Source organism: Lentzea flava, from assembly GCF_014648475.1.
GTDB classification, from domain to species: Bacteria; Actinomycetota; Actinomycetes; order Mycobacteriales; family Pseudonocardiaceae; genus Lentzea; species Lentzea flava.
Genome location: NZ_BMRE01000086.1, coordinates 1 through 22,027, shown reverse-complemented (window position 1 = coordinate 22,027; position 22,027 = coordinate 1). Strand labels below are relative to the sequence as shown.

General features: G+C 69.7%; 28 protein-coding genes. 8 read left to right on the top strand and 20 right to left on the bottom strand.

Features of this window, described 5'->3' with window-relative positions:
- Positions 1-149: 149 nt before the first annotated feature.
- Positions 150-677 carry a DUF4232 domain-containing protein gene (locus IEZ09_RS43440; protein ID WP_189259720.1) on the bottom strand — a complete coding sequence of 176 codons (528 nt, stop codon included), beginning with the start codon at positions 675-677 and terminating at the stop codon, positions 150-152.
- Positions 678-835: 158 nt separating this feature from the next.
- On the opposite strand from IEZ09_RS43440, the gene IEZ09_RS43435 reads away from it, so the two are divergent.
- Positions 836-1,189, top strand: coding sequence for an ArsR/SmtB family transcription factor (locus IEZ09_RS43435; RefSeq protein WP_189259719.1), 354 nt, complete (start codon positions 836-838; stop codon positions 1,187-1,189).
- On the opposite strand, the gene IEZ09_RS43430 is transcribed toward IEZ09_RS43435, so the two are convergent.
- Genes IEZ09_RS43430 through IEZ09_RS43420 form a run of 3 tightly spaced genes read right to left on the bottom strand, consistent with a single transcriptional unit; the run spans position 1,179 to position 3,567 of the window.
- A complete protein-coding gene (locus IEZ09_RS43430; protein WP_189259718.1) occupies positions 1,179-2,153 on the bottom strand; it encodes an ArsO family NAD(P)H-dependent flavin-containing monooxygenase in 975 nt (324 codons plus the stop codon). The two genes, IEZ09_RS43435 and IEZ09_RS43430, sit on opposite strands and share 11 nt — an antisense overlap.
- Entirely contained in the window at positions 2,140-3,213 is a 1,074-nt protein-coding gene (arsB, locus tag IEZ09_RS43425; RefSeq protein WP_301326535.1) for an ACR3 family arsenite efflux transporter, read from the bottom strand. The genes IEZ09_RS43430 and arsB overlap by 14 nt, the downstream gene beginning before the upstream one ends.
- A 24-nt stretch (positions 3,214-3,237) precedes the next feature.
- Positions 3,238-3,567 carry an ArsR/SmtB family transcription factor gene (locus tag IEZ09_RS43420; protein ID WP_189259717.1) on the bottom strand — a complete coding sequence of 110 codons (330 nt, stop codon included), beginning with the start codon at positions 3,565-3,567 and terminating at the stop codon, positions 3,238-3,240.
- An 87-nt stretch (positions 3,568-3,654) separates the two neighbouring features.
- Between IEZ09_RS43420 and IEZ09_RS43415 the strand changes: the two genes are divergently transcribed.
- A complete protein-coding gene (locus IEZ09_RS43415; RefSeq protein ID WP_189259716.1) occupies positions 3,655-4,056 on the top strand; it encodes an arsenate-mycothiol transferase ArsC in 402 nt (133 codons plus the stop codon).
- Here IEZ09_RS43415 and IEZ09_RS43410 read toward each other — a convergent pair.
- On the bottom strand, positions 4,037-5,350 hold the full coding sequence (locus IEZ09_RS43410; RefSeq protein WP_189259715.1) for an FAD-dependent oxidoreductase: 1,314 nt from the start codon (positions 5,348-5,350) through the stop codon (positions 4,037-4,039). The genes IEZ09_RS43415 and IEZ09_RS43410 overlap by 20 nt on opposite strands.
- 99 nt (positions 5,351-5,449) lie before the next feature.
- Here IEZ09_RS43410 and IEZ09_RS43405 point away from each other — a divergent pair, with 99 nt between their 5' ends.
- On the top strand, positions 5,450-6,286 hold the full coding sequence (locus IEZ09_RS43405; protein WP_189259714.1) for a helix-turn-helix domain-containing GNAT family N-acetyltransferase: 837 nt from the start codon (positions 5,450-5,452) through the stop codon (positions 6,284-6,286).
- 3 nt (positions 6,287-6,289) lie between these two features.
- Here IEZ09_RS43405 and IEZ09_RS43400 read toward each other — a convergent pair whose 3' ends face one another.
- The 11 genes from IEZ09_RS43400 to IEZ09_RS43350 form a co-directional block, all read right to left on the bottom strand.
- A complete protein-coding gene (locus tag IEZ09_RS43400; RefSeq protein ID WP_189259713.1) occupies positions 6,290-6,613 on the bottom strand; it encodes a hypothetical protein in 324 nt (107 codons plus the stop codon).
- Positions 6,610-7,044 carry a hypothetical protein gene (locus IEZ09_RS43395; protein ID WP_189259712.1) on the bottom strand — a complete coding sequence of 145 codons (435 nt, stop codon included), beginning with the start codon at positions 7,042-7,044 and terminating at the stop codon, positions 6,610-6,612. The genes IEZ09_RS43400 and IEZ09_RS43395 overlap by 4 nt, the downstream gene beginning before the upstream one ends.
- Positions 7,045-7,096: 52 nt before the next feature.
- Positions 7,097-7,762: a hypothetical protein gene (locus IEZ09_RS43390; RefSeq protein ID WP_189259711.1), complete on the bottom strand. Its 666-nt coding sequence runs from the start codon at positions 7,760-7,762 to the stop codon at positions 7,097-7,099.
- A 6-nt stretch (positions 7,763-7,768) separates the two neighbouring features.
- Positions 7,769-8,332, bottom strand: coding sequence for a hypothetical protein (locus IEZ09_RS43385; protein WP_189259710.1), 564 nt, complete (start codon positions 8,330-8,332; stop codon positions 7,769-7,771).
- Entirely contained in the window at positions 8,325-8,825 is a 501-nt protein-coding gene (locus IEZ09_RS43380) for a WXG100-like domain-containing protein (RefSeq protein WP_189259709.1), read from the bottom strand. Before IEZ09_RS43380 ends, IEZ09_RS43385 begins: the two co-directional genes overlap by 8 nt.
- Entirely contained in the window at positions 8,822-9,148 is a 327-nt protein-coding gene (locus IEZ09_RS43375; RefSeq protein ID WP_189259708.1) for a WXG100 family type VII secretion target, read from the bottom strand. Before IEZ09_RS43375 ends, IEZ09_RS43380 begins: the two co-directional genes overlap by 4 nt.
- A 14-nt stretch (positions 9,149-9,162) precedes the next feature.
- Positions 9,163-9,996 carry a YbaB/EbfC family nucleoid-associated protein gene (locus IEZ09_RS43370; protein WP_189259707.1) on the bottom strand — a complete coding sequence of 278 codons (834 nt, stop codon included), beginning with the start codon at positions 9,994-9,996 and terminating at the stop codon, positions 9,163-9,165.
- A 205-nt stretch (positions 9,997-10,201) separates the two neighbouring features.
- Complete coding sequence (locus IEZ09_RS43365) at positions 10,202-11,044, bottom strand: cytochrome c biogenesis CcdA family protein (RefSeq protein WP_189259706.1); 843 nt, start codon at positions 11,042-11,044, stop codon at positions 10,202-10,204.
- A complete protein-coding gene (locus IEZ09_RS43360; RefSeq protein WP_189259705.1) occupies positions 11,041-11,598 on the bottom strand; it encodes a redoxin domain-containing protein in 558 nt (185 codons plus the stop codon). The genes IEZ09_RS43365 and IEZ09_RS43360 overlap by 4 nt, the downstream gene beginning before the upstream one ends.
- Positions 11,599-11,644: 46 nt before the next feature.
- Positions 11,645-12,856, bottom strand: a complete 1,212-nt coding sequence (locus IEZ09_RS43355) for an RNA polymerase sigma factor (protein ID WP_189259704.1) — start codon at positions 12,854-12,856, stop codon at positions 11,645-11,647.
- Complete coding sequence (locus tag IEZ09_RS43350; protein ID WP_229813460.1) at positions 12,853-13,191, bottom strand: YciI family protein; 339 nt, start codon at positions 13,189-13,191, stop codon at positions 12,853-12,855. The genes IEZ09_RS43355 and IEZ09_RS43350 overlap by 4 nt, the downstream gene beginning before the upstream one ends.
- A gap of 121 nt (positions 13,192-13,312) precedes the next feature.
- Between IEZ09_RS43350 and IEZ09_RS43345 the strand changes: the two genes are divergently transcribed.
- Positions 13,313-14,251: an RNA polymerase subunit sigma-70 gene (locus tag IEZ09_RS43345; protein WP_189259702.1), complete on the top strand. Its 939-nt coding sequence runs from the start codon at positions 13,313-13,315 to the stop codon at positions 14,249-14,251.
- Here IEZ09_RS43345 and IEZ09_RS43340 read toward each other — a convergent pair.
- Positions 14,219-15,139: a TIGR03086 family metal-binding protein gene (locus tag IEZ09_RS43340; RefSeq protein ID WP_189259701.1), complete on the bottom strand. Its 921-nt coding sequence runs from the start codon at positions 15,137-15,139 to the stop codon at positions 14,219-14,221. The two genes, IEZ09_RS43345 and IEZ09_RS43340, sit on opposite strands and share 33 nt — an antisense overlap.
- Positions 15,140-15,342: 203 nt before the next feature.
- Between IEZ09_RS43340 and IEZ09_RS43335 the strand changes: the two genes are divergently transcribed.
- Both IEZ09_RS43335 and IEZ09_RS43330 read left to right on the top strand, forming a co-directional pair.
- Positions 15,343-15,573 carry an isocitrate/isopropylmalate family dehydrogenase gene (locus IEZ09_RS43335; protein ID WP_189259700.1) on the top strand — a complete coding sequence of 77 codons (231 nt, stop codon included), beginning with the start codon at positions 15,343-15,345 and terminating at the stop codon, positions 15,571-15,573.
- A 439-nt stretch (positions 15,574-16,012) separates the two neighbouring features.
- The gene (locus IEZ09_RS43330; protein WP_189259699.1) at positions 16,013-16,858 is read left to right on the top strand and encodes a hypothetical protein; all 846 of its coding nucleotides are present in this window, start codon (positions 16,013-16,015) and stop codon (positions 16,856-16,858) included.
- Positions 16,859-16,867: 9 nt separating this feature from the next.
- On the opposite strand, the gene IEZ09_RS43325 is transcribed toward IEZ09_RS43330, so the two are convergent.
- Positions 16,868-18,304 carry an IucA/IucC family protein gene (locus IEZ09_RS43325; protein ID WP_189259698.1) on the bottom strand — a complete coding sequence of 479 codons (1,437 nt, stop codon included), beginning with the start codon at positions 18,302-18,304 and terminating at the stop codon, positions 16,868-16,870.
- Positions 18,305-18,326: 22 nt separating this feature from the next.
- On the opposite strand from IEZ09_RS43325, the gene IEZ09_RS43320 reads away from it, so the two are divergent.
- The gene (locus tag IEZ09_RS43320; protein WP_189259697.1) at positions 18,327-19,694 is read left to right on the top strand and encodes an IucA/IucC family protein; all 1,368 of its coding nucleotides are present in this window, start codon (positions 18,327-18,329) and stop codon (positions 19,692-19,694) included.
- Here the strand turns inward: IEZ09_RS43320 and IEZ09_RS43315 are convergent.
- Together IEZ09_RS43315 and IEZ09_RS43310 are read right to left on the bottom strand one after the other, a co-directional pair.
- Positions 19,684-20,694, bottom strand: coding sequence for a transcriptional regulator (locus tag IEZ09_RS43315; RefSeq protein ID WP_189259696.1), 1,011 nt, complete (start codon positions 20,692-20,694; stop codon positions 19,684-19,686). The genes IEZ09_RS43320 and IEZ09_RS43315 overlap by 11 nt on opposite strands.
- 72 nt (positions 20,695-20,766) lie before the next feature.
- Positions 20,767-21,114: a hypothetical protein gene (locus IEZ09_RS43310; RefSeq protein WP_189259695.1), complete on the bottom strand. Its 348-nt coding sequence runs from the start codon at positions 21,112-21,114 to the stop codon at positions 20,767-20,769.
- Between the two features lie 179 nt (positions 21,115-21,293).
- Here IEZ09_RS43310 and IEZ09_RS43305 point away from each other — a divergent pair, with 179 nt between their 5' ends.
- Complete coding sequence (locus IEZ09_RS43305; RefSeq protein WP_229813459.1) at positions 21,294-21,824, top strand: NUDIX domain-containing protein; 531 nt, start codon at positions 21,294-21,296, stop codon at positions 21,822-21,824.
- The last annotated feature ends 203 nt before the right edge of the window (positions 21,825-22,027 follow it).

The window sequence follows — 22,027 nt, the reverse complement described above, 5'->3', positions numbered from 1 at the left end:
CCTGGCTCAACCTCGTCGAACGCTGGTTCTCCGAGCCGACGACCAAGAAACCCCAACGACGAACCACGGCCCTACGCCTGGACCAAGACCGCCGCCAAGACCCTCCACTCCATCGCCCGCTACTGCACACGAACTAAGAACTCAGGACACTAGCGGTACCAGGCGCGAACGCCCATCCGTCCCGTGCTGCCGAGGTCGATGTGGATGCTCCGCTGCGGCGGCACGGCGATCAGCGGCTGCTGAACGGCGCCTGGAGCTGTTGCCAGTTCGACGTGCTCGGCGACCTGCGGCGGTTCCAGTGACGTGTTCGTGTTCCGCCACACGAACGCGCTGCCGGCAGTTTCTCCCGGCTGCACGGTGATCGGCTGTGGCGGGTCGTTGAAACCGTCGAGGACGGTGATGCCGCCGGTGCCTTCGAGGATCGCGACGTCCAGCGGCTGCCGGTCCTCGTCGAACAGGCTCACCTGCGGGTACCCGTTGAGGCGCAACGCTTCCGCGCCGCAGTTGGCGACCTCGACGGACATCACGCGCAACCCCGACGCCGCCTCGGTGTAGTTCGAGGTGAACCGCACTCCCGCGGCGCAGCCGGGATCCTCTGACGCCTGCACGGCCGGGCCGCTCGCGACCAGGCCGGCCAGAACGGCCGTTGCAGCAAGAAACTTGCCCCCATGTCTCATGTGACCGAGGATGCCATCGGTGAGGGTGATCGGGGTGAAACCTTCACAAGACCTCCACGAGGATGATCGAGTCCATTGTGGAGTGATGTGGGGGTTCACGCTGCAGCTGCCTCCACCTGTGTGTTGCGCGGAGCCTGAGGTGTCGTCAATATTGAAGTATGTCGAAGCAAGAGCCGGGCTGCTGCGAGCCGCTGTCCGAGGAGCCGTTGGGCGCGGAGCAGGCGGCCGAGCTGTCGGCGATGTTCAAGGCGCTCGGGGACCCGGTGCGGTTGCGGCTGCTGTCGATGATCGCTTCGCGGGCCGAGGGTGAGGTCTGCGTCTGCGAGTTGACGCCCGCGTTCGAGCTGTCGCAGCCGACGATCTCGCATCACTTGAAGCTGCTGCGGCAGGCGGGTTTGGTCGACTGCGAGCGGCGGGGGACGTGGGTGTACTACTGGGTGCGTCCGGAGGCGGCTGAGCGGATGGCCGCGATGTTGAGCAGTGTGGGCGAACGGCGTGCGGTTACGGCCTGATCGACGCGGCGATCTTCGCGACGGTCGCTTTCGCGGTTGGGCCTACGCCGATGAGGGTCGCGGATGCCGGGCCGGTCCAGCCGCCGTAGCCGAGCAGGTGCACGCGCGGCTCGTCCACGGCTGTGGTGCCGTTGACGGCGACATGGCCTTCGGTGTTGCGGAGTCGCAGCGGGGCCAGGTGGCTCAGAGCTGGACGGAAGCCGGTGCACCACAGCACGGCGTCTGCGTCGGACAGGGCTTCGGCATCCATCGGGGTGGCGACCAGCAGGCCGTTGTCGCGGGCTTCGCGGACGGGTGGGACGGCCACGATGTCGCCGAGTTCGCTGACGCTGCCGTGCCGGGTGGCGATGTCGAACAGGGCTTTGCCGTCGATCTCGTCCGGCAGGTAGCGCGGTGGGCGCCGGGTCATCCAGGTCAGTTCGGTGTGGGGCACCAGGTCTGCGGCGATCTGGGCCCCTGAGTTGCCGCCGCCGACCACGACGACCTTCTGGCCGGCGAAGTCGAGCGGCTCGCGGTAGTCGACCGTGTGCAGCTGGCGGGCCGGCAGGTCCAGCAACAGCCGGAAGGGGCGCCACCAGGTTCCGGTCGCGCTGATGACGTGTCGCGCCGTCCATGTTCCGGAGTCGGTGTGCACCAGCAGGCGGGCGCCGTCGCGGGTCACCGACTGCACCTGGACGGGGCGTTGGACGGGGATGTCGTAGCGCTTCTCGTAGGCGGTGAGGTAGTCGACCACGTGTTGCGCGGTCGGGTAGCCGTCCGGAAAGGACGGCATGGGCCGGCCGGGCAGCGAGCTGTGGCGGGCGACGGAGAACAGGCGCAGGGAGTTCCACGTGAGGGGCCACGCCCCGCCCGGCACTGGTTGCGCGTCGAGCACCACGTGGTCGATTCCGGCGCGGCGCAGGTAGAAGGCGGCGGCCAGCCCTGCCTGGCCGCCGCCGACCACGACGACGTCAGAGCTGAGCACCGGCTGCCCAGCGACGCCGGAGCCAGAGGCTGACGTAGACGAGTGCGACGAGCACCGGCACTTCGATCAGCGGTCCGACCACGCCTGCGAGCGCCTGGCCGGAGGTCACGCCGAAGACGCCGATCGCGACGGCGATGGCGAGCTCGAAGTTGTTGCCCGACGCGGTGAACGCCAGCGTGGTCGTGCGCTCGTAGGAGAGTCCGGACGCTTTGCCGAGTGCGTAGGAGCCCGCCCACGTGATGGCGAAGTAGACCAGCAACGGCAGGGCGATGCGGGCGACGTCGAGCGGCCGGTTGGTGATGGTCCCGCCCTGCAGCGCGAACAGGATGACGATCGTGAACAGCAAGCCGTACAAGGCGATCGGGCCCACGCGGGGCAGGAACTTCGACTCGTACCAGTCCCGGCCGCGCGACCGCTCGCCCAGTGTGCGGCTGAGGTAGCCGGCCAGCAGCGGGATGCCGAGGAAGATCAGCACGGACTTGGCGATCTCCCACGCGGAGAAGCCGGCGGAGGCGGTGTCCAGGCCGAGCCAGCCGGGCAGCAGGTCGAGGTAGAACCAGCCGAGCACACCGAACATCAGGACCTGGAACAGCGAGTTCAGTGCGACGAGCACCGCGGCGGCCTCGCGGTCGCCGCAGGCGAGGTCGTTCCAGATGATGACCATGGCGATGCAGCGGGCGAGGCCGACGATGATCAGGCCGGTGCGGTACTCGGGCAGGTCGGCCAGGAAGATCCAGGCCAGCGCGAACATCAACGCCGGGCCGAGGATCCAGTTGAGCGCCAACGAGAGCAGCATCGTGCGGCGGTCGCGGGTGACGGTGTCGAGCTTGTCGTAGCGGACCTTCGCGAGCACTGGGTACATCATCAGCAGCAGGCCGACCGCGATCGGCAGCGACACCTCGCCGATCTTCACCGCGTCCAGCACGGCCTGCAGACCGGGCACGAACCGGCCGAGCAGCAGTCCGGCGACCATGGCCGCACCGATCCACACCGGCAGCAGTCTATCCAGAAAGGACAGTCGGTGCAGCACGTCCGGTGCCGCGGTTTCGGTGGTGCTCAACGGGTTCTCCTGGGGGTGGTCAGGTCAGTCGCAGCAGGCGCTGGTGTCGCGCAGCGGTCCGCCCGGCGCCAGCACCGCGGCCAGGGCGTCGATGGCGGCGTTGTCGATGCGGTACCAGCTCCAGGTGCCGCGGCGTTCGCGGCTGAGCACGCCGGCCTTGACGAGGATCTTGAGGTGGTGACTCAGCGAGGACTGCGGCATGTCGAACTGGTCGGCGAGGTCGCAGAAACACGCTTCCTGCCCCTCGGTGCGCCGCACCAGGCCGACCAGCTCGACGCGGATCGGATCGCCGAGGGCCTTGAACAGGCGGGCGGCGGTCGCCGAGTCGAGCAGCGTCTGGTCCGGGCTCGTCATGGCGATCACCCTAGCCGCTTGGATTGACAAAAGTCGATACAGAGGGTGTGATCTGCATCGACGAACTTCGATCCGAGGAGAACCGCCGTGTCCAAGACCCCCGAGGTGCTGTTCGTCTGCGTGCACAACGCCGGCCGCTCCCAGATGGCCGCGGCACTGTTGCAGCACTACGGCATGGGCCGCATCGCCGTGCGTTCAGCGGGGTCGGCGCCCGCGGAGAAGGTGAATCCCGCTGCCGCCGAGGCGCTGGCCGAGTGGGGTCTCGACATCACCGCCGAGGTGCCGTCGAAGCTCACGACCGAGGACGTCGAAGCGTCCGACGTCGTGATCACGATGGGCTGCGGCGACACCTGCCCGGTGTTCCCCGGCAAGCGGTACCTGGACTGGCAGCTCGACGACCCGGCCGGCCAGGGCGTCGACGCCGTGCGGCCGATCCGCGACGAGATCGACCGCCGGGTCCGCGGCCTGGTCACCGAACTGCTCGGCTGACGTCGACCGTCTCCGGTGCGCCGCCGCAGCAGCCACCGGTGTTCTTCTGCTCCTCGGGGACGTCGAACACGCCCGCGCCGCCGCAGACTCCGGTCTCGGGCAGCACGAGTTCCACCCGGCCGGCCGACTCGTGATCACCGGCGATGGCGGCCACGACGGAGCGGACCTGCTCGTAGCCGGTGAGCGCGAGGAACGTCGGCGCGCGGCCGTAGCTCTTCATGCCCACCAGGTAGACGCCCGGCTCGGGGTGGCGCAGCTCGTTCTCACCGTGCGGGTAGACGGTGCCGCAGGAGTGGACGTTCGGGTCGATCAACGGCGCGAGCTTCGCCGGGGCCTGCAGCACCGGGTCCAGGTCGAGGCGGATCTCCGAGAGCCACGACAGGTCCGGCCGGAATCCGGTCAGCACAACGACTTCGTCGATGCCTTCGACGCGGTGGCCGTCGAACGACTCCAGCGTGAGCGTGCCGTCGTCGCCGCGGTCGACCGCGGCGGTGCGGAAGCCGGTCACGGTCTCGATGTGGCCGGCTTCGGCCGCCTTCTTGGCCCGCAGCCCCAGCGCGCCGCGTGCGGGCAGCTGGTCGGCCTCACCGCCGCCGAAGACGTTGCCGACGGCACCGCGCCGCAGCAGCCACATGATCTTCGTGTCCGGCTCCTGCTCGGCCAGGTCCGCGAGCGCGACCAGTGCGGTGAGCGCCGAGTGTCCGCTGCCCGCGACCGCGATCCGCTTGCCCGCGTAGCGAGCGCGCTCGGTCGCCAGGTCCGGCACCCGGTAGCTGATCTGCGCTGACGCGGCCTTCTCCCCCGCCGCGGGCAGCCCGTCGCCACCGAGCGGGTTGGGTGATCCCCACGTGCCGGAGGCGTCGATCACCGCGCGGGCGGTGATCCGTTCCCCGTTCTGCAGGTGGACGGTCAGCGGCTCGTCCTCACGGCCCGCGTCGACGACGCGGTCTCGGCCGCGCCGCGCGACGCCGACCACGCGCGCCCCGAACCGCACCCTGTCGCCGAGCGCCCCGGCCAGCGGCGTGAGGTAGAGGTCCGCCCACTCCGCGCCGGTCGGGTAGAGGTCGCCGTCCGGGCGCGGCCACCCGGTTGCGGCCAGCAGCCGCTCGGCCGCCGGGTCGACGAGTTCGCTCCAGCGCGAGAACAACCGGACGTGGTTCCACTGCGACACGGCCGCGCCGGCCCGGTCGCCCGCCTCCAGCACGAGCACCTGCTCGCCCCGTTCGACCAGATGCGCCGCCGCGGACAAACCCGCAGGTCCGGCACCCACCACGACGACAGGCAGCTCGCTCACCGCACACCCCTTGTATCGAAGTTTTTCGAATCAACGTCAGGGACTGTATCGACCGGGATCGATTGACGCAACCATCGATTTGCGTCGATACTTCAGCCCATGACGACCACAGCGGCCTCCCCGGCCGTGCTGCCTGCCGACGACGCCGCGACCTACGCCGAGTGGTTCGCGTGCCTCGCCGAGCCGACGCGCGTGCGGCTGCTGCACGCCGTCGCCACCTCGGGCCGCACGATGACCGTGGGCGAGCTGACCGACCTGCTGGGCATCAGCCAATCCACCTGTTCGCACCACGTGCGCAAGCTGGCCGACGTCGGCTTCGTGCGGGTGCACAAGGAAGGCACGGCCACCCACGTCAGCGTGAACCCGTCGTGCTGCACAGGCCTGCCCCACGCCGCCGACGTCGTCATGGGCGTGCTCGCACCCCGCCCGTGCTGCCCGGAGAACCTGCCGCTCGACGTCACCGTCCGAGCGATGCGCGAAGAGGACTGGACCGCCGTGCGCCGCATCTACGCCGAGGGCATCGCCACCGGCGACGCGACGTTCGAAACCGAAGTCCCGCAACGCAGAGCGCTCGACGCCAGGTGGCTGCGCGACCACCGCTGGATCGCCGAGATCGACGGCGTGGTGGCGGGCTGGGCCGCGGCCTCACCGGTGTCCACACGGGACTGCTACGCGGGTGTCGCCGAGCACTCCGTGTACGTCGCCGCGGACTTCCGCGGCCGGGGCGTCGGCAAAGCCTTGCTGCACAAGCTGGTCACCGAGGCCGACGCCGCAGGCCTGTGGACGTTGCAAACCTCGATCTTCCCCGAGAACCGGGTGAGCCTCGCGCTGCACCACTCCGCGGGCTTCCGCACTCTCGGCGTGCGCGAACGCATCGCCCGGCACCACGGCGTGTGGCGCGACACCGTCTTCCTCGAACGCCGGGCAACCGGCTAGTCCCTACTGGAAGATTTCCGCCAGGAGCTCGTCGGTGGCCGGGGCGTAGGTGATCAGCTGGTCGGGGTCGGTCACGCCCGGCCGGCTGAGGTGGGCTCGTTCGCTGGTCTCGGTTTCCGGTACCACGTAGACCGGGTTGGTGCCGCCCACGAGCGCGTCCGGGTAGTCCAGCGGGACCGCGTCACCGGAGCCGGGGGTGCTGATGTTGGGGTCGCCGGCGATCGCCGGGTTCTCGAGCGTGGTTTCGACCACGTCGTAGTGGTAGTAGGCGGCCTGCAGCCAGCGGTGGCGCTGAGCGGCTTCGAACTGGCGCGCGGTGATGTTCATAGACAGTTCCAGACGAACAGGAGGTTTCCGGCCGGCACGGTGGTGCGGCACAGGTCGGCGACCTGGCGCAGCCAGGAGCTCAGCGCGGCGGGGTCGCGGCCGGTCAGTTCCGGGGAGCCCTGCCAGTCCGCGGCCAGCTGGTCGATGCTGCGCTCGTCGATCGACGGCAGGAACCGCACGACTCGCTCGCTGAGGGTGGTGATCACCGGGGCCTCGTACAGGTTCGGGTTGTCCGAGGGAGACGTGCTCGCGGTGTCCAGGGCCGTCTCGAAGGGGACGCCGGAGAGCAGCACGTCCAGTGACGCGAGTGCTACCGGGTCCAGTCCCCTGGCTCGTACGGTGCGGTAGCCGAAGGTCGTCGGGTCTGGGAAGCCCGCCGCACGGTAGCCGGGCAGCGTCTCGGGTCCGGCGCTGAACACATCGGTGATCATCGGGCTCCTGTGTGGCGCGGGGCGGACATGGGCAAAAGCCTACTCACGTGGATCATTCGGCGATGCCCAGGTCGCGCAGCTCGTGAAATGCGTCGAGCTGCTCCTGGAAGGTTTTGGACCGCTTCGGTGCGACCACCACGCTCGTCTCGTACGGGGCTTCTGCGGCGCGTTCGACGTAGATCTGCGCGTAAACGGACAGCGAGTCGACGTCCGCGGCCGCCGCGGCGGAACGGTGAACGAGGAACTGGGTTTCCGGGTCGCGTTTCACCAGATGTCCGGGAACGTCCCAGATCTCGACGTCGCTGAACTCGGCCTCGGTGATGTCCAGCGCCCAGTCGACGCCTTCGTACAGTTTCGCGGCCGCCGGGGCCAGCACCGCGCGTGAACCGTCCTCGATCGCCGGACGGAAGCGGACGGCGCCGACCTTGCCGCGGAGAACGACGTGCGTGCAGACGCAGGCTTCCAGTTCGATGAGCTTGGGGTGGTTCAGGGTGTCGACCGTGACGTCCTCGAACCGGACGCCGTACAGCTCGACGTTGCCCGCCTTGCACTTGCGCAGGGCGACGTTGCGGACCACCAGCCCGTAGGCCGGGTCGTCGGACGGCTGCATGATCACTCCGCCGACGAACGAGCACCGCTCGAAGTCGAGGTCCGCGATCTCCGCCGACGACTCGATGATCTTGCGGTACTCGAATTCTTCCTTGACGTGGTTTCGCATCGATTCCTACCGGAAGATGGCATCTAGCTTGGATTTGGGCACCGACGGATATGTCAACACCTGGTCCGGGTGACTGTAGTACGGCCGGTTCATGTGCGTGCGCATCGATGTCGCGCTGCCGCCGGTGACGTCCACGTTGTGCCGCCCGCCGATCTTGAAGTCCGGAACCGCCTTGCCGGGCTGGCTCGTCCCCAGGTGGGCGATGTTCGTATCGGAGCGCACGCGGCGGGCGACGTCCTTTTCGATTTCCGAGCCCACGAACCTCGAGCGCAGCCAGGGTTCCTGTTTGCCCCTGGAGAGCTGGGCGGGCGAGAGCCCGGCGCGGATCTGGGCCGCCGAGCGGTTGGAGGACGCGTTCACCGCGTTCTTGAGGTTGTTGTAGCTCGCCTTGTCCTTGGCGCTGAGCTTGTTGACCCACGCGCCGGGCACCGGCTTGGGTTTGGGGGTCTTCTTCGCCGCCGACTTCGCGGCGGCACCGGCGGGCCGCTTCGTCTTGCGCAGCCTCGTCAGGGCGGGCTTCAGGATGCCGGCGCCGGCCTTGGCCGCCTTGCCGCCCCCGCGCCTAGCCATTCAGCACCGAGTTGATCGCCAGGTCCAGCGCCTGGTCCAGCAGCATGTCGGTGATCTTCTTGAAGATCGGGATCTCCAGCAGGGAGGCACCCGCCGTCGGCACGGCCGTGGCGATGGCCTGAGCGATCTCCACGGCGAGCATCGCCAGCTGCACCACCACGGCGATCTTCAACGCCACGACCACACCGGCGCACACGTAGAGACCGGTCCCGATCAGCGTGGAGGCCGTCGCGCCGTCGTCGAGGTTCTGCTTCGGCGCCTCGCCGTCGGACCAGAACGCCCCGAACTTCTCCATCGCCGCACCGGAGTTGTTGCCGAGCACCCGCTGGGCGTGACCGTCCGCCTCCGCGGCGGCGGGTCCGAGCCGGTCGGCGAACTCCGACCACTGGCCACCGAGGTCGAAGAGCTTGCCCTCGTCGCTGAGCGGCCAGTTGAAACCGAGCGTGTTGAGCAGTCCGGCCAGCTCGAGCGGCAACATGACCCCGCTCGTCATGACAGACCTCCCAGCACCTGCCGGAAGGACTCCTGGCTCGCCGACTCGATCTCGGCGTAGTGGTCGGCCATCTCCTGCAGTGTGTGGCCGATCTCCTGCAGGCCGTCCGCGTTGTCCTGGAAGCTCTCGAACGCCGCCTCGGAGGCGACCTGGTAGATCATCCCGAGGACCGAGCCGAGGTCGTCGTCGCCGAACGCGTCACCGAGGGCCGCGACCTGCGACTGGAACTGGGCGACCGCGGTGGCGAGCGACTGCCCCGCCCCCTGCAGGTTCTTGGCCGCTCCGCCCACTTCCTCCGGATGAACGCTGAATCCCCCTGACACCGTGCAGCCCCCTGCTACTCGTCCACGTTGCGCATGATCGCCGTCATGCTGTTCGTGTAGGTGTGTAAGTGCTCCATGCTCTGCCGCCGCACGGCACCGGCCCGCTCAGCCAGCTCCCGCAGCGCCTCCGTGTCCCGCGGCTGCCGGTTCGCCTCCGCGCTGCGCCGCTCCCAGTCCGTCAGCGCTTCGTTGACCGCCTGCCCGACAGCCCGGCCGAACTCACCCGGCGACATCTGCAACGCGGAACTGCTCAGCGTCACCTGGCTCAGCTCGCCCTGGCACACGGCGACGACGATCTCGTTCGCCTCGTCCCGCCCCTCACCGGTGACCGGTGCCGAGGTGTCGCTGCCGAGCGCGGCCCGCATGGACCGCACCACCTCCAGCGCCTCGTCGAACAGGAAGTCGACGTACTGAGGTGACGCGTCACCGCGGACCTGGACCTTGCCCGCCAGCTTGGCCATCGACTGCTCCACCGCGTCCTGGATCCGGCGCAGCGCCTGCCCGCCTGCCTGCGCGGCCTCCGTCAGTCCTGTGCCGACGGCCTCGAGGTCCGGCCCCGGATCACCAGCCCTCGGAGACAGTGCCAGCGACTGCCGCACCGCGGGATTGATCGCCTCCAGGAGCAGGTCCGCGACCTCGCGGCGGGACTTCGCCGCCACCGCGGGGCTGACGACGACCGAGACGATTCGACGATCGCGCATCACCACGCGCACCGCGCCGTCACCGGAAGCCCCTGTCACCTCCTGGCTGCCGGCGTCGTCTGCCGGTCTCCACGTTCCGGCCCGGACCTGGGCCAGGAGGGTCTGGCGCTCGGTGAGAACGGCCTCGTAGTCCTCGTCCGGTTTCACATTCCCCCTCGGGCCGAAAGGATCCGCACCCCTCGAAGAACGGGGTTGCGCACAAGGCGGAACCCGAGCCTAGAGGCCTGCGGAGCATCGGGTGAGAGGAACGAAAACATTCCACACCAAGGAGAAATTGCGCTGGGCTGAGGCGATCTTCACGGCGCCGGCCGCGTGGCGTCCATTGTGGAGTGTCCGCAACGGCAACCGCGGATCAGCGCACCCGGCCGCGCCGCCGGACCAGCAGAACACCGCCTGCCACCAGCACGGCCAACGCGACGACGAACGGCACCGGCCCGATCGCGCTGAACCAGTCGACGAGCAGCCCCTGCACCTTTCCCGCCGCGTCGACCACCGGGTCCGCGGGATCGGCACCGCCGAAGAACAACCGCAGTTCGTAGATGCCGTAGTAGGTCACGTACGCCCCCACCAGGACCAGCAGCACGCCGCCGAGCCGGGACACGTGCGGCAGCAACGAGCGGGCCCGTCGCGTCACCACGTCGCTCGCCAGTGCGGTGCCGATCGCGAGCACCGTCACCACCAGGCCCATGCCCGCCGCGTAGGCGAGGAACGCCGCGACGCCCTCCACCACGTCGCCGCTGCGCAGCGTCGATCCGGCCACCGCCAGGAACGGGCCGATGGTGCACGACAGCGATGCGATCGCGTAGGCCATGCCGTAGCCGAACATCGATCCGACGTGCCGGTTCGGCGCGCCCCTGGACGGTTTGGGCACCAGCAGCGTGATCTCCTTGCCCGCCAGCAACAGCACGCCGAGCACGACGAGGGCGAGGCCGATCACCACGGTCACGAACGGCAGGTAGCGCTGCACCGACGACGCGACCACCGAGAACACCAGGCCGAACAAGCCGAACACGGTGACGAAGCCGAGCGTCATCATCGCGCTGGACACCGCGGCACGGGTCAGCAGCCGTGCTCGGGACTGCTCGCCGGCGCCGGTCACGACCAGGGCCAGGTAGGCGGGCAGCATCGCGAACCCGCACGGGTTGACCGTGGCGACCATGCCGGCCACCAGGGCCACCAGCAGCGTCTGCGTCATGCCAGCTTGCTCAGCCGCTGCTTCAGGTCCTGCTCGGACAGCTGGGTGGTCACGACCTCGACCTGGCCTGCGGCGTCGATGAACGCGTAGGCGGGCTGAGCGGTCACGCCGAACCGCTTCCACACCGCGCTGTCCACGTCGGCCAGGTGCTGGAACGACTGCAGGCCGTACTTCTGCACGAACTGCTGCATCGCGGGCACCTGGTCCAGCGCCGCGACGCCCAGGAACGTCACCTTCGCGCCGTGTTCCTTCGCGGCCGCCGCCATCCCCGGCGCCTCGCGCTGGCACTTCGGGCACCACGGCGCCCAGAACCACAGCACGGCCGGCTTGCCCGCCAGCTCCGCACCCCTGAAGTCCTTGCCGTCCACCGTTTTCGCGGTGAACTCGAGCTGCTGGGGCACCGCGGCGGCGGACGTGCCGCTCGGCGGAGGCGTGGCGGTGCTCGTCGACGACGGGGTCTGCGGCGTGGGGGCGGGGGAACTCGCCTGACCACCACAGGCGGTCAGAGCTGCGAGCAGGACGAGTGACCCGGCCGCGACACGGAATCCGAACATGGGCCGATCCTGCCGCATGATCACGCGAGGAGTTGTTACGAACCGCTTACCCGTTCAAAATGCGCGCCGCACGCAACGTGAGATAACGCTGTTCGGGGAGGCTGGCGGTCATCCTCGCCGCACGTGAGTACGCCTGACCGGCCGCGATGACGTCTCCCGCTCGTTCGAGCAGATGCGCCCGGACCGCTTCGAGCCGGTGGTTGTGCGCCATCCGGTCGTCCCCGTCGAGAGTGCCGAGCACGGCGAGCCCGGCCCGTGGGCCGTGCACTTCGGCGACGGCCACCGCGCGGCTGAGCGTCACCACGGGACCCGGCGCGATCTGGGCGAGGACGTCGTACAACGCCAGGATCTGCGGCCAATCGGTTTCCTGCGCGGTGGCCGCTTCGTCGTGCACGGCGGCGATGGCGGCCTGCAGCTGGTACGGGCCGATCGGGCCGGTGCCGAGGGTCCTCTCCACCAGCGCCACGCCTTCGGCGATCATCGTGGCGTCCCACCGGTTCCTGCGTTGCTCGGCGAGCGGCACGATCGCTCCGGCCTCGTCCGTCCGCGCCGCTCGGCGTGCGTCGGTGAGAAGCATCAACGCCAGCAGGCCCGCGACTTCGCACTCGCCGGGCAGCAACCGGTGCAGCAGGCGGGTCAGCCGGATCGCCTCGGCGGTCAGGTCGGCGCGACCCAGGTCCGGTCCGCTGCTGGCGGTGTGGCCTTCGGTGAACATCAGGTACAGCACGTGCAGCACGACGTTCAGGCGTTCGGGCCTCTCCTGCGCCGACGGCAACGCGAACCGCGCACCGCGGATTCGTTGCTTGGCCCGGCTGATGCGCTGCGCCATGGTGGTCTCGGGCACCAGGAACGCGGCCGCGATCTCCGCGGTCGTCAACCCGCCCACCGCGCGCAGGGTCAGCGCCAGCTGCGAAGGCGGCGTCAGATCCGGATGGCAGCACAGGAAGAGCAGCACGAGGGTGTCGTCGTGGCCGGACACCTCCGCGGACGTGTCCAGCGCCGCGACCATCACCTCACGGCGGCGCCGGGCGCTGTCGCTGCGCCACGCGTCCACGAGCGACCGGCTCGCCGCGGTCACCAGCCACGCCCGCGGGTTGTCCGGAACGCCTTCGACCGGCCACTGTCGCGAAGCGTCCGCCAGGGCCTCCTGCACGGCGTCCTCGCACACGTCGAACCGCGCGTACCGGTGCACGAGCGTGGCGAGGACCTGCGGCGCGAGCACGCGCAGCAGGTCCTCCCAGCGGCCGTCGGTGCTCACAGGTGCATGACCTGCCGGACTTCCATCGGGAACTCGGTGTACTCGACCACCCGCGCCGCGACCTCCAGCGCGCGTTCCTCGGTGGCGTCGATGATCCAGTAGCCGGCCAGCGATTCCTTGATCTCCGCGAACGGACCGTCGGTCGGCACCGGCGCGCCGTTCTGGAAGCGCACGGTCTTCGCCTGGCTCGGGTCGACGAGCTTGCTGCTGGCCACGAGCTCGCCGGAGTCCCGCAGCTCCTGGTCGAGCTTCATCATGTGCTCCTGCATGCCCGTGATCCAGTCGGGCGTCCGGTTCTCCAGCGCGGCTCCGAGCCCGCCGAACATCATGATCATGTACTTCACGTCGCTCCCTTCGCCGGCACCCGGTGCGGGTGCACGCCACTGGTCGGAGCGGTCACCCGGTTCTCGACGTCCAGGCCCGAAAATTGTCGGACCTGCCGTCTACGGTGGCCACATGAGCGATCTGCTCGACGCCGCCAGAGCAGGCGACCACGACGCGTTCGGCGAGCTGGTCACGCCGCACCTGCGCGCTCTGCACCTGCACTGCTACCGGATGCTCGGCTCGTACGCCGACGCCGACGAGGCGCTGCAGGACACGTTGCTGCGCGCCTGGCAGTCGTTCGGCACGTTCGCCGGCCGCGCTCCCCTGCTGCACTGGCTCTACCGGATCTCGACCACCACGTGCCTGAAGGCGCTGCACCGGCGAGGGCGCCAGCCGGTCCTCACCGGTGAGGTCACCCACCTGCAGCCCTATCCCGACGCGGCACTGCCGGATCCGGCAGCCGTGGTCGAGCAGCACGAAACCGTCGCGCTGGCGTTCATCACCGCCCTGCAACGCCTGCCCGCCACGCAACGCGCTGTGCTGATCCTGCGCGACGTGCTCGTCTGGAGCAGCGCCGAGGTCGCCGACCTGCTCGACACCACCGTGGCGGGTGTCAACAGCGCCCTGCAACGCGCCCGCGCCACCCTGCAGAGCGATCACGTGCGCAGGGCGGCACCGCTGAGCGACCAGGAACGCGAGGTCCTCGACCGGTTCCTGCACGCGTGGCGGCGCTGCGACATCCCGGCACTGGCCGCGGTGCTGCGCGAGGACGCGATCCTGAACATGCCCCCGGAGCACGCGGTCTTCCTCGGCAGGCAGGCGATCGCGGACTTCTTCGCCACGGTGCCCGCCGGCGGGAAGCTCGACCTCGTCCAGCTCGTCGAGACGCGGGCGAACGGCCATCCGGCGCTCGCCGCGTACCTGCCCACCGACGACGGCGTGTGCCGCGGCTACGGGATCATGGTGCTCACCGTCGCCGACGGGCAGGTCGCCACGATCACCGGGTTCCCGGACCCGGAGATCTTCCGCTACTTCGGCCTACCCGGCACTCCGCCCCAGATGCCCGAGTAGCGAGGCGAACGCGGACGCGTCCGGCGGCGCCGCGACGGCCGGGCCGAACCGCCCGGCGCTGCGGCTCTCGTCGGTCACCGTCACCTGCGCGAACTCCCGCGTGGCCGCGACCAGGTCCTCGTCGACCTCGAAGCCGAGTCCGGCACCGCGGGCGATGTCCCAGCCGTGCACGACCGACTCGAGCAGGCAGATGTTGGCCAGCGCGACACCGGGGAGCTCGGTACCGCCCATGAACGGGAACGTCCGGTCCAGCGTTCCCGGCGCGCGCAGCGCCGCGAGCGACCTGTCCGCCACGGTCCTCAGCGCCGCCGCCGGGTCGTCGCCGAGGTTGTCCGTGTCCGCCGTGGCCTGGGCGTTGAACTCGTGCTGCGGCACGGTTTCGCCCTCGGCGATCCGGGTGAGCAGCACCAGGCCGCCCACGAGGTGGTTGGCGACCTGCCGCACCGTCCATCCCGCACAGGGGCTCGGCGCCTCGAACGACTCCACGCGCGCGAGCAGCCGGACCGCGGCGTCGTAGCCGCGTTCGACCAGATCCACGAGATCACCTGCGCGCAGCAGGGCGCGCGGGTCGTAGATCAGCTCGCCGGACACGATCTCACCGTCGCGCACGGTCAGCAGTTCGGCCGCGGTCATCAGCTCTGCGACCGGTCCCATCCGCCAGTCGATGATCGAACACACGACGTCGCCGTCGCTGAACTGCCGCCGCACGGTGAACTCGCGCACGGCGGCACCGGCCTGCTTCGCCATCGCACGGAACCCGTCCGCGCTGTCGAAACTCGCCACCGGGCCGCGGAACGTGAAGTCCTCGGCCAGCGCCACACCCGTCATGTCACCGGCGTGGCCTGCCCACGCCTCGTAATACCGTTGAACGATCTCTCGGGGATTCACTCGAAGCTCCTGTGCTCGGGCCGCGGCGCGGCCGTTCACCCCGCTTGATCCCGGCGGACACCCGAACTCATCGGTTCGGGTTCTGATCAGACGGGCGTGCGAATGATCTGCGAGAGAAGCGGACACCGCGCCACCGCGGCGTCCTAGCCCGGCCGTGCGCCGGGCGGAGGTTCCGGCGGACCCCCGCACGCGAGGTGGCGCAGTTGGACTCCATCACCGTGATTCCCGGCGACGGCATCGGTCCCGAGGTCGTCGGCTCCGCTCTGGAGGTGCTGGGCTCGCTCGGCACCGGCCTGGAGATCGACGTGCTCGACCACGCCGTCAGCGTTCCTGCGCCATCAGCGTTCCTGCGCCATCAGCGCCGATCTGGGGGCACGACCGCTCAGCGCCAGGCTGCGCGGCGGCTGGACTCGCCGTACCGAAACTCTCAGTGACGAGCGCGATCGGTCGCACAGGCGACGAGGAGCATCCCCGTGACGACCGCGAGCGCGTGGTCTCCGCTGAGCGCGCAGATGCACGCCAGCGTGAACCACAGCAGCAACCTCATGAATCGAGGTTAGGGACTGTGTGACGGCGAGCACACCAGAATTAGGCAACGCTTGAGGTACCGGTTCCCGACCTCACCTCCCAGGAGGCTTGCGCCGGCGGACCCCGCACACGACGGCGGTCAGCAGCACCACCAGCACCTCGGCCACGCGCATGGACAACAACGATGTCTCCACCACGATTCGCATCGGATTTCCTCCCGATTCCCCGGTGATTACACGATGTCGGCGGCGGAGCGGTTCGTCATCCTCCTGTTCAGGAGGACACGGGAGGACGTTGCCGGGGTGCCGGGTGCGTGCTGGAATGAGGTGATCTCCAGGGGGTGCCGTGTACTTCAACGACGAAGTCGACTGGTCCGAGGTGTTCCGGGAGCACATTTCCCGGCCGAGTCTCGCGGATCCGCGCAATCCGCGCCGCTCCGCCTACGTCACCACGATGGCGTTCCTCGAGGCCGGGCTGCAGGAGATCGACGATCAGCTGTCCGGGCGCAGCCACCGCAGCCGGGACGAGCTCGCGGGTGCCCGGCTGACCCGCGACATCGTCGTGCGGCGGGCCGCCGCGCTCGTCGCGGGCCTGCCGTTCGCGGTGCACGTGGGCGAGGGGGCCTTCAAGGACCGCTGGCCGGGAAACGGCGGCATGGCGAACTTCTTCATGTGCCTCATCAAGTACACCTGCACGGCGCCGCGCTGGGGGCTTTTCCTCGACTACGGGCCGCGGCGGGTGCTCGCCGAGCTGCCCAGGGTGAGCAAGGGCGAACTCGATCTCACCGACCTCATCACGAAAATCGCCACGCACGACCTCCGGATGCGAATCCGGCTGGCCCGGTACTGGTTGTTCCAGCTCTCGCTGACCATCGACGCGAAATGGCGGGCCGTCGCCACGAAGGCGTACCGCGAACTGCTTGAGGCGTATTCCACGCGGTGGGAGCCGGTGTACGAGGAAGGGCTGCGGCTGCTCGCCGCGCGGTTCCGGCCGGGGATCACCGCGAGGAAGCTCAGCTCCATGGTGTCGGCGCAGACGTCGGGCTTCGCGCAGCACATCGCGGGCACCGGGGACGACCGGCGGGACGACCAGGACCTGTTCGTGATGTCCGTCCAGGCGTTGATCTACGCCGCGCTCGACCCCGGCGACGAACGCGGCATTACCGACGCGCTGCGCGAAATCCTGGCCTGAAGCAGGCCGTCAGGTCAGCCGGTACAACGGGTTCGGCACGTCGACGTACCGGCTCGCCGCACCCTCCGCGCGCGTCCAGCGCAGCAGCAGGTTGGCCTTCGCGGGCACGGTCAGGCTCTCCAGCAACGACGTCAGCAACGGGAACGAACCGAACGCGGCGAAAACGGCTCGCGCCTCCGCCCACACGTCGAGATCCGGGTGCCGGGCCAGCACCGCACCCGCGATCTCCATCAGGTGGTTGGCGACGAGGCAGTACTGCAGCCGCTCCCAGCCCTTCGCCTCGGACACGCCGCGCGACCCGCCGTCGCCATCCACTTCGGACAGCAGCGCGGCATGCCTTGGCAGCAACCGCATTCCCTCGTGGTCGCGGTAGAACGCCTGCACCGGCATCCCGGCCGCGTCCACACCCACCAGAACGTTCTGCAGGTGGCACTCCATCACCACGCCGTGCGCGAAGAACGCGTGCAGCACAGGGGGAACGACGACCGAGACGTACTGCCGGAACCACCGCAGGGCGCCGTCCCGGTCGAGGCCGTCCAGCGGGTTGCCGTCGAAGCCCTCGCTGATTCCGGCCGCCAGCAACGGGGTCACGCCGGGCAGCGTGTGCCGCCGCACGCCGTCGCGCACCACGACCGCGAGACCTTCGAAGCACTCCGGCGAGGTCCGGTACCCGCGGTCGATGAGGAAGGCCGCGCCGGGGTAGGTCGAGGCGATGTCGGCGAACACCGGTCTCAGCACGCGCGCGAGCGGCGGGATCCAGCGCAGGTCGTGAGCCCACAGGCGGCGGACGTCGTTGGTGATCTGGACGTCGAGGCTGAACTTGTAGAACAGGTCGGCGGCCGGGTCGTAGACCGTGCGCACCGACGACGTCGGCCAGACCTCGTGCTCGGCGACAGCGCCGGACCTGCCCAGCAACGACAGCTGCCACGGATGCGCGGGCAGCACCCCTGGCGGCAACGGGACGTCGCCGTCGTCGACGAACTCGCCTTCCAGGTGCACCAGCGAAAAGCGGGCGTGCACCTCCGGCGAGTACGGCAGCCACTCCGCCGCGGGCAGGCCGCCGCGGCCCTTGGGCGCCGGGTGGTAGCGGTGACCGGCGATCAACGCCTGTTCGGAGCGCTGGTAGAGGTCGGCGGGCGGAGCGGGGCGTGCGCCCAGCATCGCCGCGATGGCCGAGTGGGACCCCGCGATCTCGTCGAGGAAGCCGACTGGCGGGTCGCCGAGCTCCTTGGTGATCAGCACGGCCAGTTCGTGCCACGACACGGAATGCCACGAACCGGTGAACACCTCGGGGTCGGACAGCCAGCGGCCTTGCCGTGCGCGCAGCAGGACGCCCGTGCGCGGCAGGCGGATCGTGCCGTCCTCCGCCACCTGACCCACCTCGCGCCGCAGGCAGTTGAGCAGGGCGGTCGAGGTGATGCCGTCGGGATCAGAGGTCGATTCCACCGGTGTCCGCTTCCCTGGGGCGATGTGTCAGGATCTGATCATTCTGACCCAGACCCCGGTTGAGGCCGAATTCGCCGCCGCACTTCCCGGCGAGCGGGCCGAGCGGTTCCTCGCGGCACTGCCAGGAGCCCGCGCGGCCGTTCTCGCACGCCTGCGCAGGGCCCTCGCGATCGAGCCGTTGCCGCACGTCGGCACGGACGAGTACAGCCATCCGGTCGACCTCCTCACCGCACTGCGCCTGCCGGGCTCCGCGAACCTCGTCGCCGAGGTCGCCCACAGCGTGGCCGGACTGGCGCTCTCCCGCACAACGAGCCCGCTCACCACCGCATTCCTCGACCGCACGCTGGAGGAGCACGAGCAGAGCGTCGTCGACGGCCATCCGCTGCACCCGTGCTGCCGCAACCGCACCGGGTTCAGCGCCCTCGACCACCTCGCGTACGGCCCGGAACACCGGCCGGTGGTCGCCCTGCGCCTGCACCCGGCGAAGGAGCACGTCGTGTTCGGCGACTGGCCGGACGAACTGCGGGACGGCAGCGGGATCCTGCTCCCGGTGCACCCGTGGCAGGCCGACCGCCTGGGCGTCTCCAGCGCGGGCACGCTCGACGCCAGCCCGTTGATGGCCCTGCGCACCCTGTCGGCAGGCGACTGGCACGTCAAAACCACGCTGAGCGCCCAGATCACCTCGGCCGTGCGGGACATCTCCGGCAACTCGATCGCCACGGCCACCACGGTGTCGGACTTCCTCGCCGGCGTCGTCGAAGGCATCGAACTCCAGCCGAACCTGGCGTCGGCCGCGGTGCTCGCGAACGGCGAACCGGACCGCGCACTCGGCGTGATCCTGCGCGACAAACCCGTGCCACGCGCGAACGAGACCCTGCTGCCGCTGGCCGCGCTGACCGCACGTCCCGTCGACGGCGGCCCTGCACCGATCCGGGCGCTCGGCGACCCGGTCGAGTGGCTCCGTGAGTTCACCGAGCTGACCGTGCCGCCGTTGATGACGTTGCTCGCCCGCGGTGTGGCCTTGGAAGCGCACGAGCAGAACCTGCTGGTGGGGCTCGTCGGCGGCAGGCCGTCCCGGGTGATCTACCGCGACCTGGCCGACATCCGCGTCAGTCCCCGCGCGGATCTTCCCGAACGCCTCCACGCCAGCCAGGAGGCGTTGCGCGCCAAGACGTTCGCGACGTTCTTCTCGACCGCGATGACAGGACTTGTCGCAGCGCTCGACGCACCGGACGAAGACCTCTGGCGGACGGTCGCGAAGGCGGTCCCGGACACCCCGGACCGGCCCGCGTTGCTGCGCGATCCGTTGCCCGCCAAGCCGTTGACGTTGATGCGGCTCGATCCGGCGACGAAGGCCTGGGCGTACCTGCCCAACCCGTTCAGCCGATGAGCGCTTCCCGGTGCTCCCACGCCAACGACAGCAAAGCCGCACCCGCGGCCTGAGTCGGTTCGTGGTGGACGAAGCGCTCGATGTTCGCCTCGGTGAACGGAAGTCCTTCCAGCACAAGGCCTTCGTCGTTGTGCGACACCAGATCGCCGAACAACGAGTCGAACCGCTCGGCCTCGATCACCGCCACGGTGAGCATGTCGGTGGCGAACGTCAGCGGGTCCACGCCCATGCCCAAGTACGACACGCGCGCCGCCGACGTCAGCTCCCGTGCGAACGGCCAGGTCTCGTAATCGGCGGCGTGCACCTCCGCGGCGCCGAGCAGCTCCTCGGCGAACTCGCGGATCATGCTGTGCCACAACGAGAAGTCGTCGCCGCCGGCCGATTGGAACACGCCGACCGGGAGCACCTGGTACATGCCGCCCGCGTGCCCGACGCGCTTCGGGTCGCGCCAGTGCAGGAAGAACGTCGCGTCGCCGGTCGCCGGGTCGTGCCGGATCGTGAGGGTGCTGATGGCGATGTTGGTGGGCCTGCGCGAAGGGTCGCACGGGTTGCCGACCCGAGCGCGCAGCGTCAACGCGCCGGTGTGGCCGAGCTCGCGGGCCGCGTACTCGTGCGCGCAGGCCTCGCCCACGTCGATGCCGTCGAAGTACGACCCGAGGCCGAACGTCAGGTGCCGATCGGTGAAGCCGAGCAGCCGGTAGGTCTCACGGTTGGAGAACACCGTCGGCGCGGCCAGCGCGGCCATCGCCTCCGAGTAGCTGGAGAAGCCGTCGGGCAGCAGGTCCGAGGCGAGAACGGGCAGCTCGGGTGAGGGGCGCAGCTCCAGCGACAGGTCCGCCAGCGGCACCGGCGCGGCGGGCGTCCAGTGCGGAGACGTGAGCAGGGGTGTGCCCGCGACCTTGGGCACGTCCGGGTTCTCCCCTGCGGCCTTCACGGCCAGCGCGTGGCGGTGTCGCAGCAGGTGGGCGCGCACTTCGAGCCACTGGTCCAGCGTCGGCATGGCGCCATTGTCCCGGACACGGCGAAGTGACCGGGCCACCCTGCCTGACCCGGCCTCCGCTCTGTGAAGCTGTCAGGCCCGCCAGCGCCGGGACGCGTGGACGACGTCGCCAACGGCGCGAGCGAGGCTTCCGTCGGCGTCGACGTGGCGCTCGTACTCGGCAGGAAGCGGCTTGGCCACCTCGGGAGGAGCCTCGTACGGGTCGCTGTCGTCCCAACGCAGCCTGCGTGCCGTCTTCACGAAAGCCACCGCCGCGCCCAGCAGCAGCACCCCGATCACGACCGGCCACAGGACCGATTCCGCGATCGCGATGGCGAACTGGACCTGGGCCACCACGACGAACACGACCGTCAGTCCGACCACCGACCACGGGGCCGATCTACCGTCGCGTCTGCGCTTGGCGGCACCGGTTGCCCCCATTGGCGTCACCTCCACCGATGTTGTCGTGGACATCGGCGATTGATCGCACGGAGTTACAACCACCAAGCGTACTCCCTGGTCGTTTGGTTGCGTTCCGTCATCACCCGCCCATCCGCCCATCAGGTGTTCAGCGCCGCACGGCCGGTGCGGGATTCACCCTGTGGTGTGATCATCGACCCGTGTCCGCACTGCACGCGGGAGACCCCGCCTCATTCGCCGCCGACGTCCTCGACGAGGGACCCGCCGAGGTCGAGTACGAACCGGGCATAGCCGGCAGGAGGCCGGCCAAGACGTCCGCCGGCGGAGCGCTGATCCGCGATTCCGCGGGACGGGTGCTCTTCGTGGTGCCGACGTACAAGCCCGTGCTGGACATCCCCGGCGGCATGACCGACGCCGACGAGTCGCCCAAGGCGGCGACGATCCGCGAGATCCGCGAGGAGCTCGGGCTCGACGTCGAGCTGGGACCGCTGCTCGTCGTGGACTGGACGCCGCGCAACGGGGTGTGGCGCGACTGCCACCAGTTCGTGTTCGACGGCGGGATCATCGACGGTGCCGTGGCCTGCGACGACGAGCTGGAGGCCGTGGTCTACCTGACGCTCGACGAGGCCCGGCCGCGGATCTACCCGTCGCTGTACCGCCGCCTGACGCTCGCGTTGCAGGCCTTGGAGACCAAGACCACCTACTACGCCGAGTTCGGCAGGGAGGTCTAGCGCGCCTCAGCACGCCCGGCGCGCATGCTCCACGTTGTGGATGAACGGAACCTTCATGCACCTGGGGTGGATGAAGGTTCCGTTCATCACCTCGGCACGGGCGCAGCTCGCCGTCCATGAAGGGTCCCTTCCTTCACCTGGCGTCTGAACCGCTCCCCGGAAGTTGGACTGGGAATCCAGTTCCGACTCTCGGGGAGCGGTTG

What these genes read in the sequence shown, in the direction of transcription:
- IEZ09_RS43360 (WP_189259705.1), bottom strand. Translation starts at nt 11,598, where the DNA reads ATGTTCGGATTCCGTGTCGCGGCCGGGTCACTCGTCCTGCTCGCAGCT.
- IEZ09_RS43315 (WP_189259696.1), bottom strand. Translation starts at nt 20,694, where the DNA reads ATGCCGACGCTGGACCAGTGGCTCGAAGTGCGCGCCCACCTGCTGCGA.
- IEZ09_RS43405 (WP_189259714.1), top strand. Translation starts at nt 5,450, where the DNA reads ATGACGACCACAGCGGCCTCCCCGGCCGTGCTGCCTGCCGACGACGCC.
- IEZ09_RS43310 (WP_189259695.1), bottom strand. Translation starts at nt 21,114, where the DNA reads ATGGGGGCAACCGGTGCCGCCAAGCGCAGACGCGACGGTAGATCGGCC.
- IEZ09_RS43390 (WP_189259711.1), bottom strand. Translation starts at nt 7,762, where the DNA reads ATGCGAAACCACGTCAAGGAAGAATTCGAGTACCGCAAGATCATCGAG.
- IEZ09_RS43385 (WP_189259710.1), bottom strand. Translation starts at nt 8,332, where the DNA reads ATGGCTAGGCGCGGGGGCGGCAAGGCGGCCAAGGCCGGCGCCGGCATC.
- IEZ09_RS43420 (WP_189259717.1), bottom strand. Translation starts at nt 3,567, where the DNA reads ATGACGAGCCCGGACCAGACGCTGCTCGACTCGGCGACCGCCGCCCGC.
- IEZ09_RS43320 (WP_189259697.1), top strand. Translation starts at nt 18,327, where the DNA reads ATGTGTCAGGATCTGATCATTCTGACCCAGACCCCGGTTGAGGCCGAA.
- IEZ09_RS43365 (WP_189259706.1), bottom strand. Translation starts at nt 11,044, where the DNA reads ATGACGCAGACGCTGCTGGTGGCCCTGGTGGCCGGCATGGTCGCCACG.
- IEZ09_RS43440 (WP_189259720.1), bottom strand. Translation starts at nt 677, where the DNA reads ATGAGACATGGGGGCAAGTTTCTTGCTGCAACGGCCGTTCTGGCCGGC.
- IEZ09_RS43345 (WP_189259702.1), top strand. Translation starts at nt 13,313, where the DNA reads ATGAGCGATCTGCTCGACGCCGCCAGAGCAGGCGACCACGACGCGTTC.
- IEZ09_RS43380 (WP_189259709.1), bottom strand. Translation starts at nt 8,825, where the DNA reads ATGACGAGCGGGGTCATGTTGCCGCTCGAGCTGGCCGGACTGCTCAAC.
- IEZ09_RS43350 (WP_229813460.1), bottom strand. Translation starts at nt 13,191, where the DNA reads ATGATCATGATGTTCGGCGGGCTCGGAGCCGCGCTGGAGAACCGGACG.
- IEZ09_RS43400 (WP_189259713.1), bottom strand. Translation starts at nt 6,613, where the DNA reads ATGAACATCACCGCGCGCCAGTTCGAAGCCGCTCAGCGCCACCGCTGG.
- IEZ09_RS43435 (WP_189259719.1), top strand. Translation starts at nt 836, where the DNA reads ATGTCGAAGCAAGAGCCGGGCTGCTGCGAGCCGCTGTCCGAGGAGCCG.
- IEZ09_RS43395 (WP_189259712.1), bottom strand. Translation starts at nt 7,044, where the DNA reads ATGATCACCGATGTGTTCAGCGCCGGACCCGAGACGCTGCCCGGCTAC.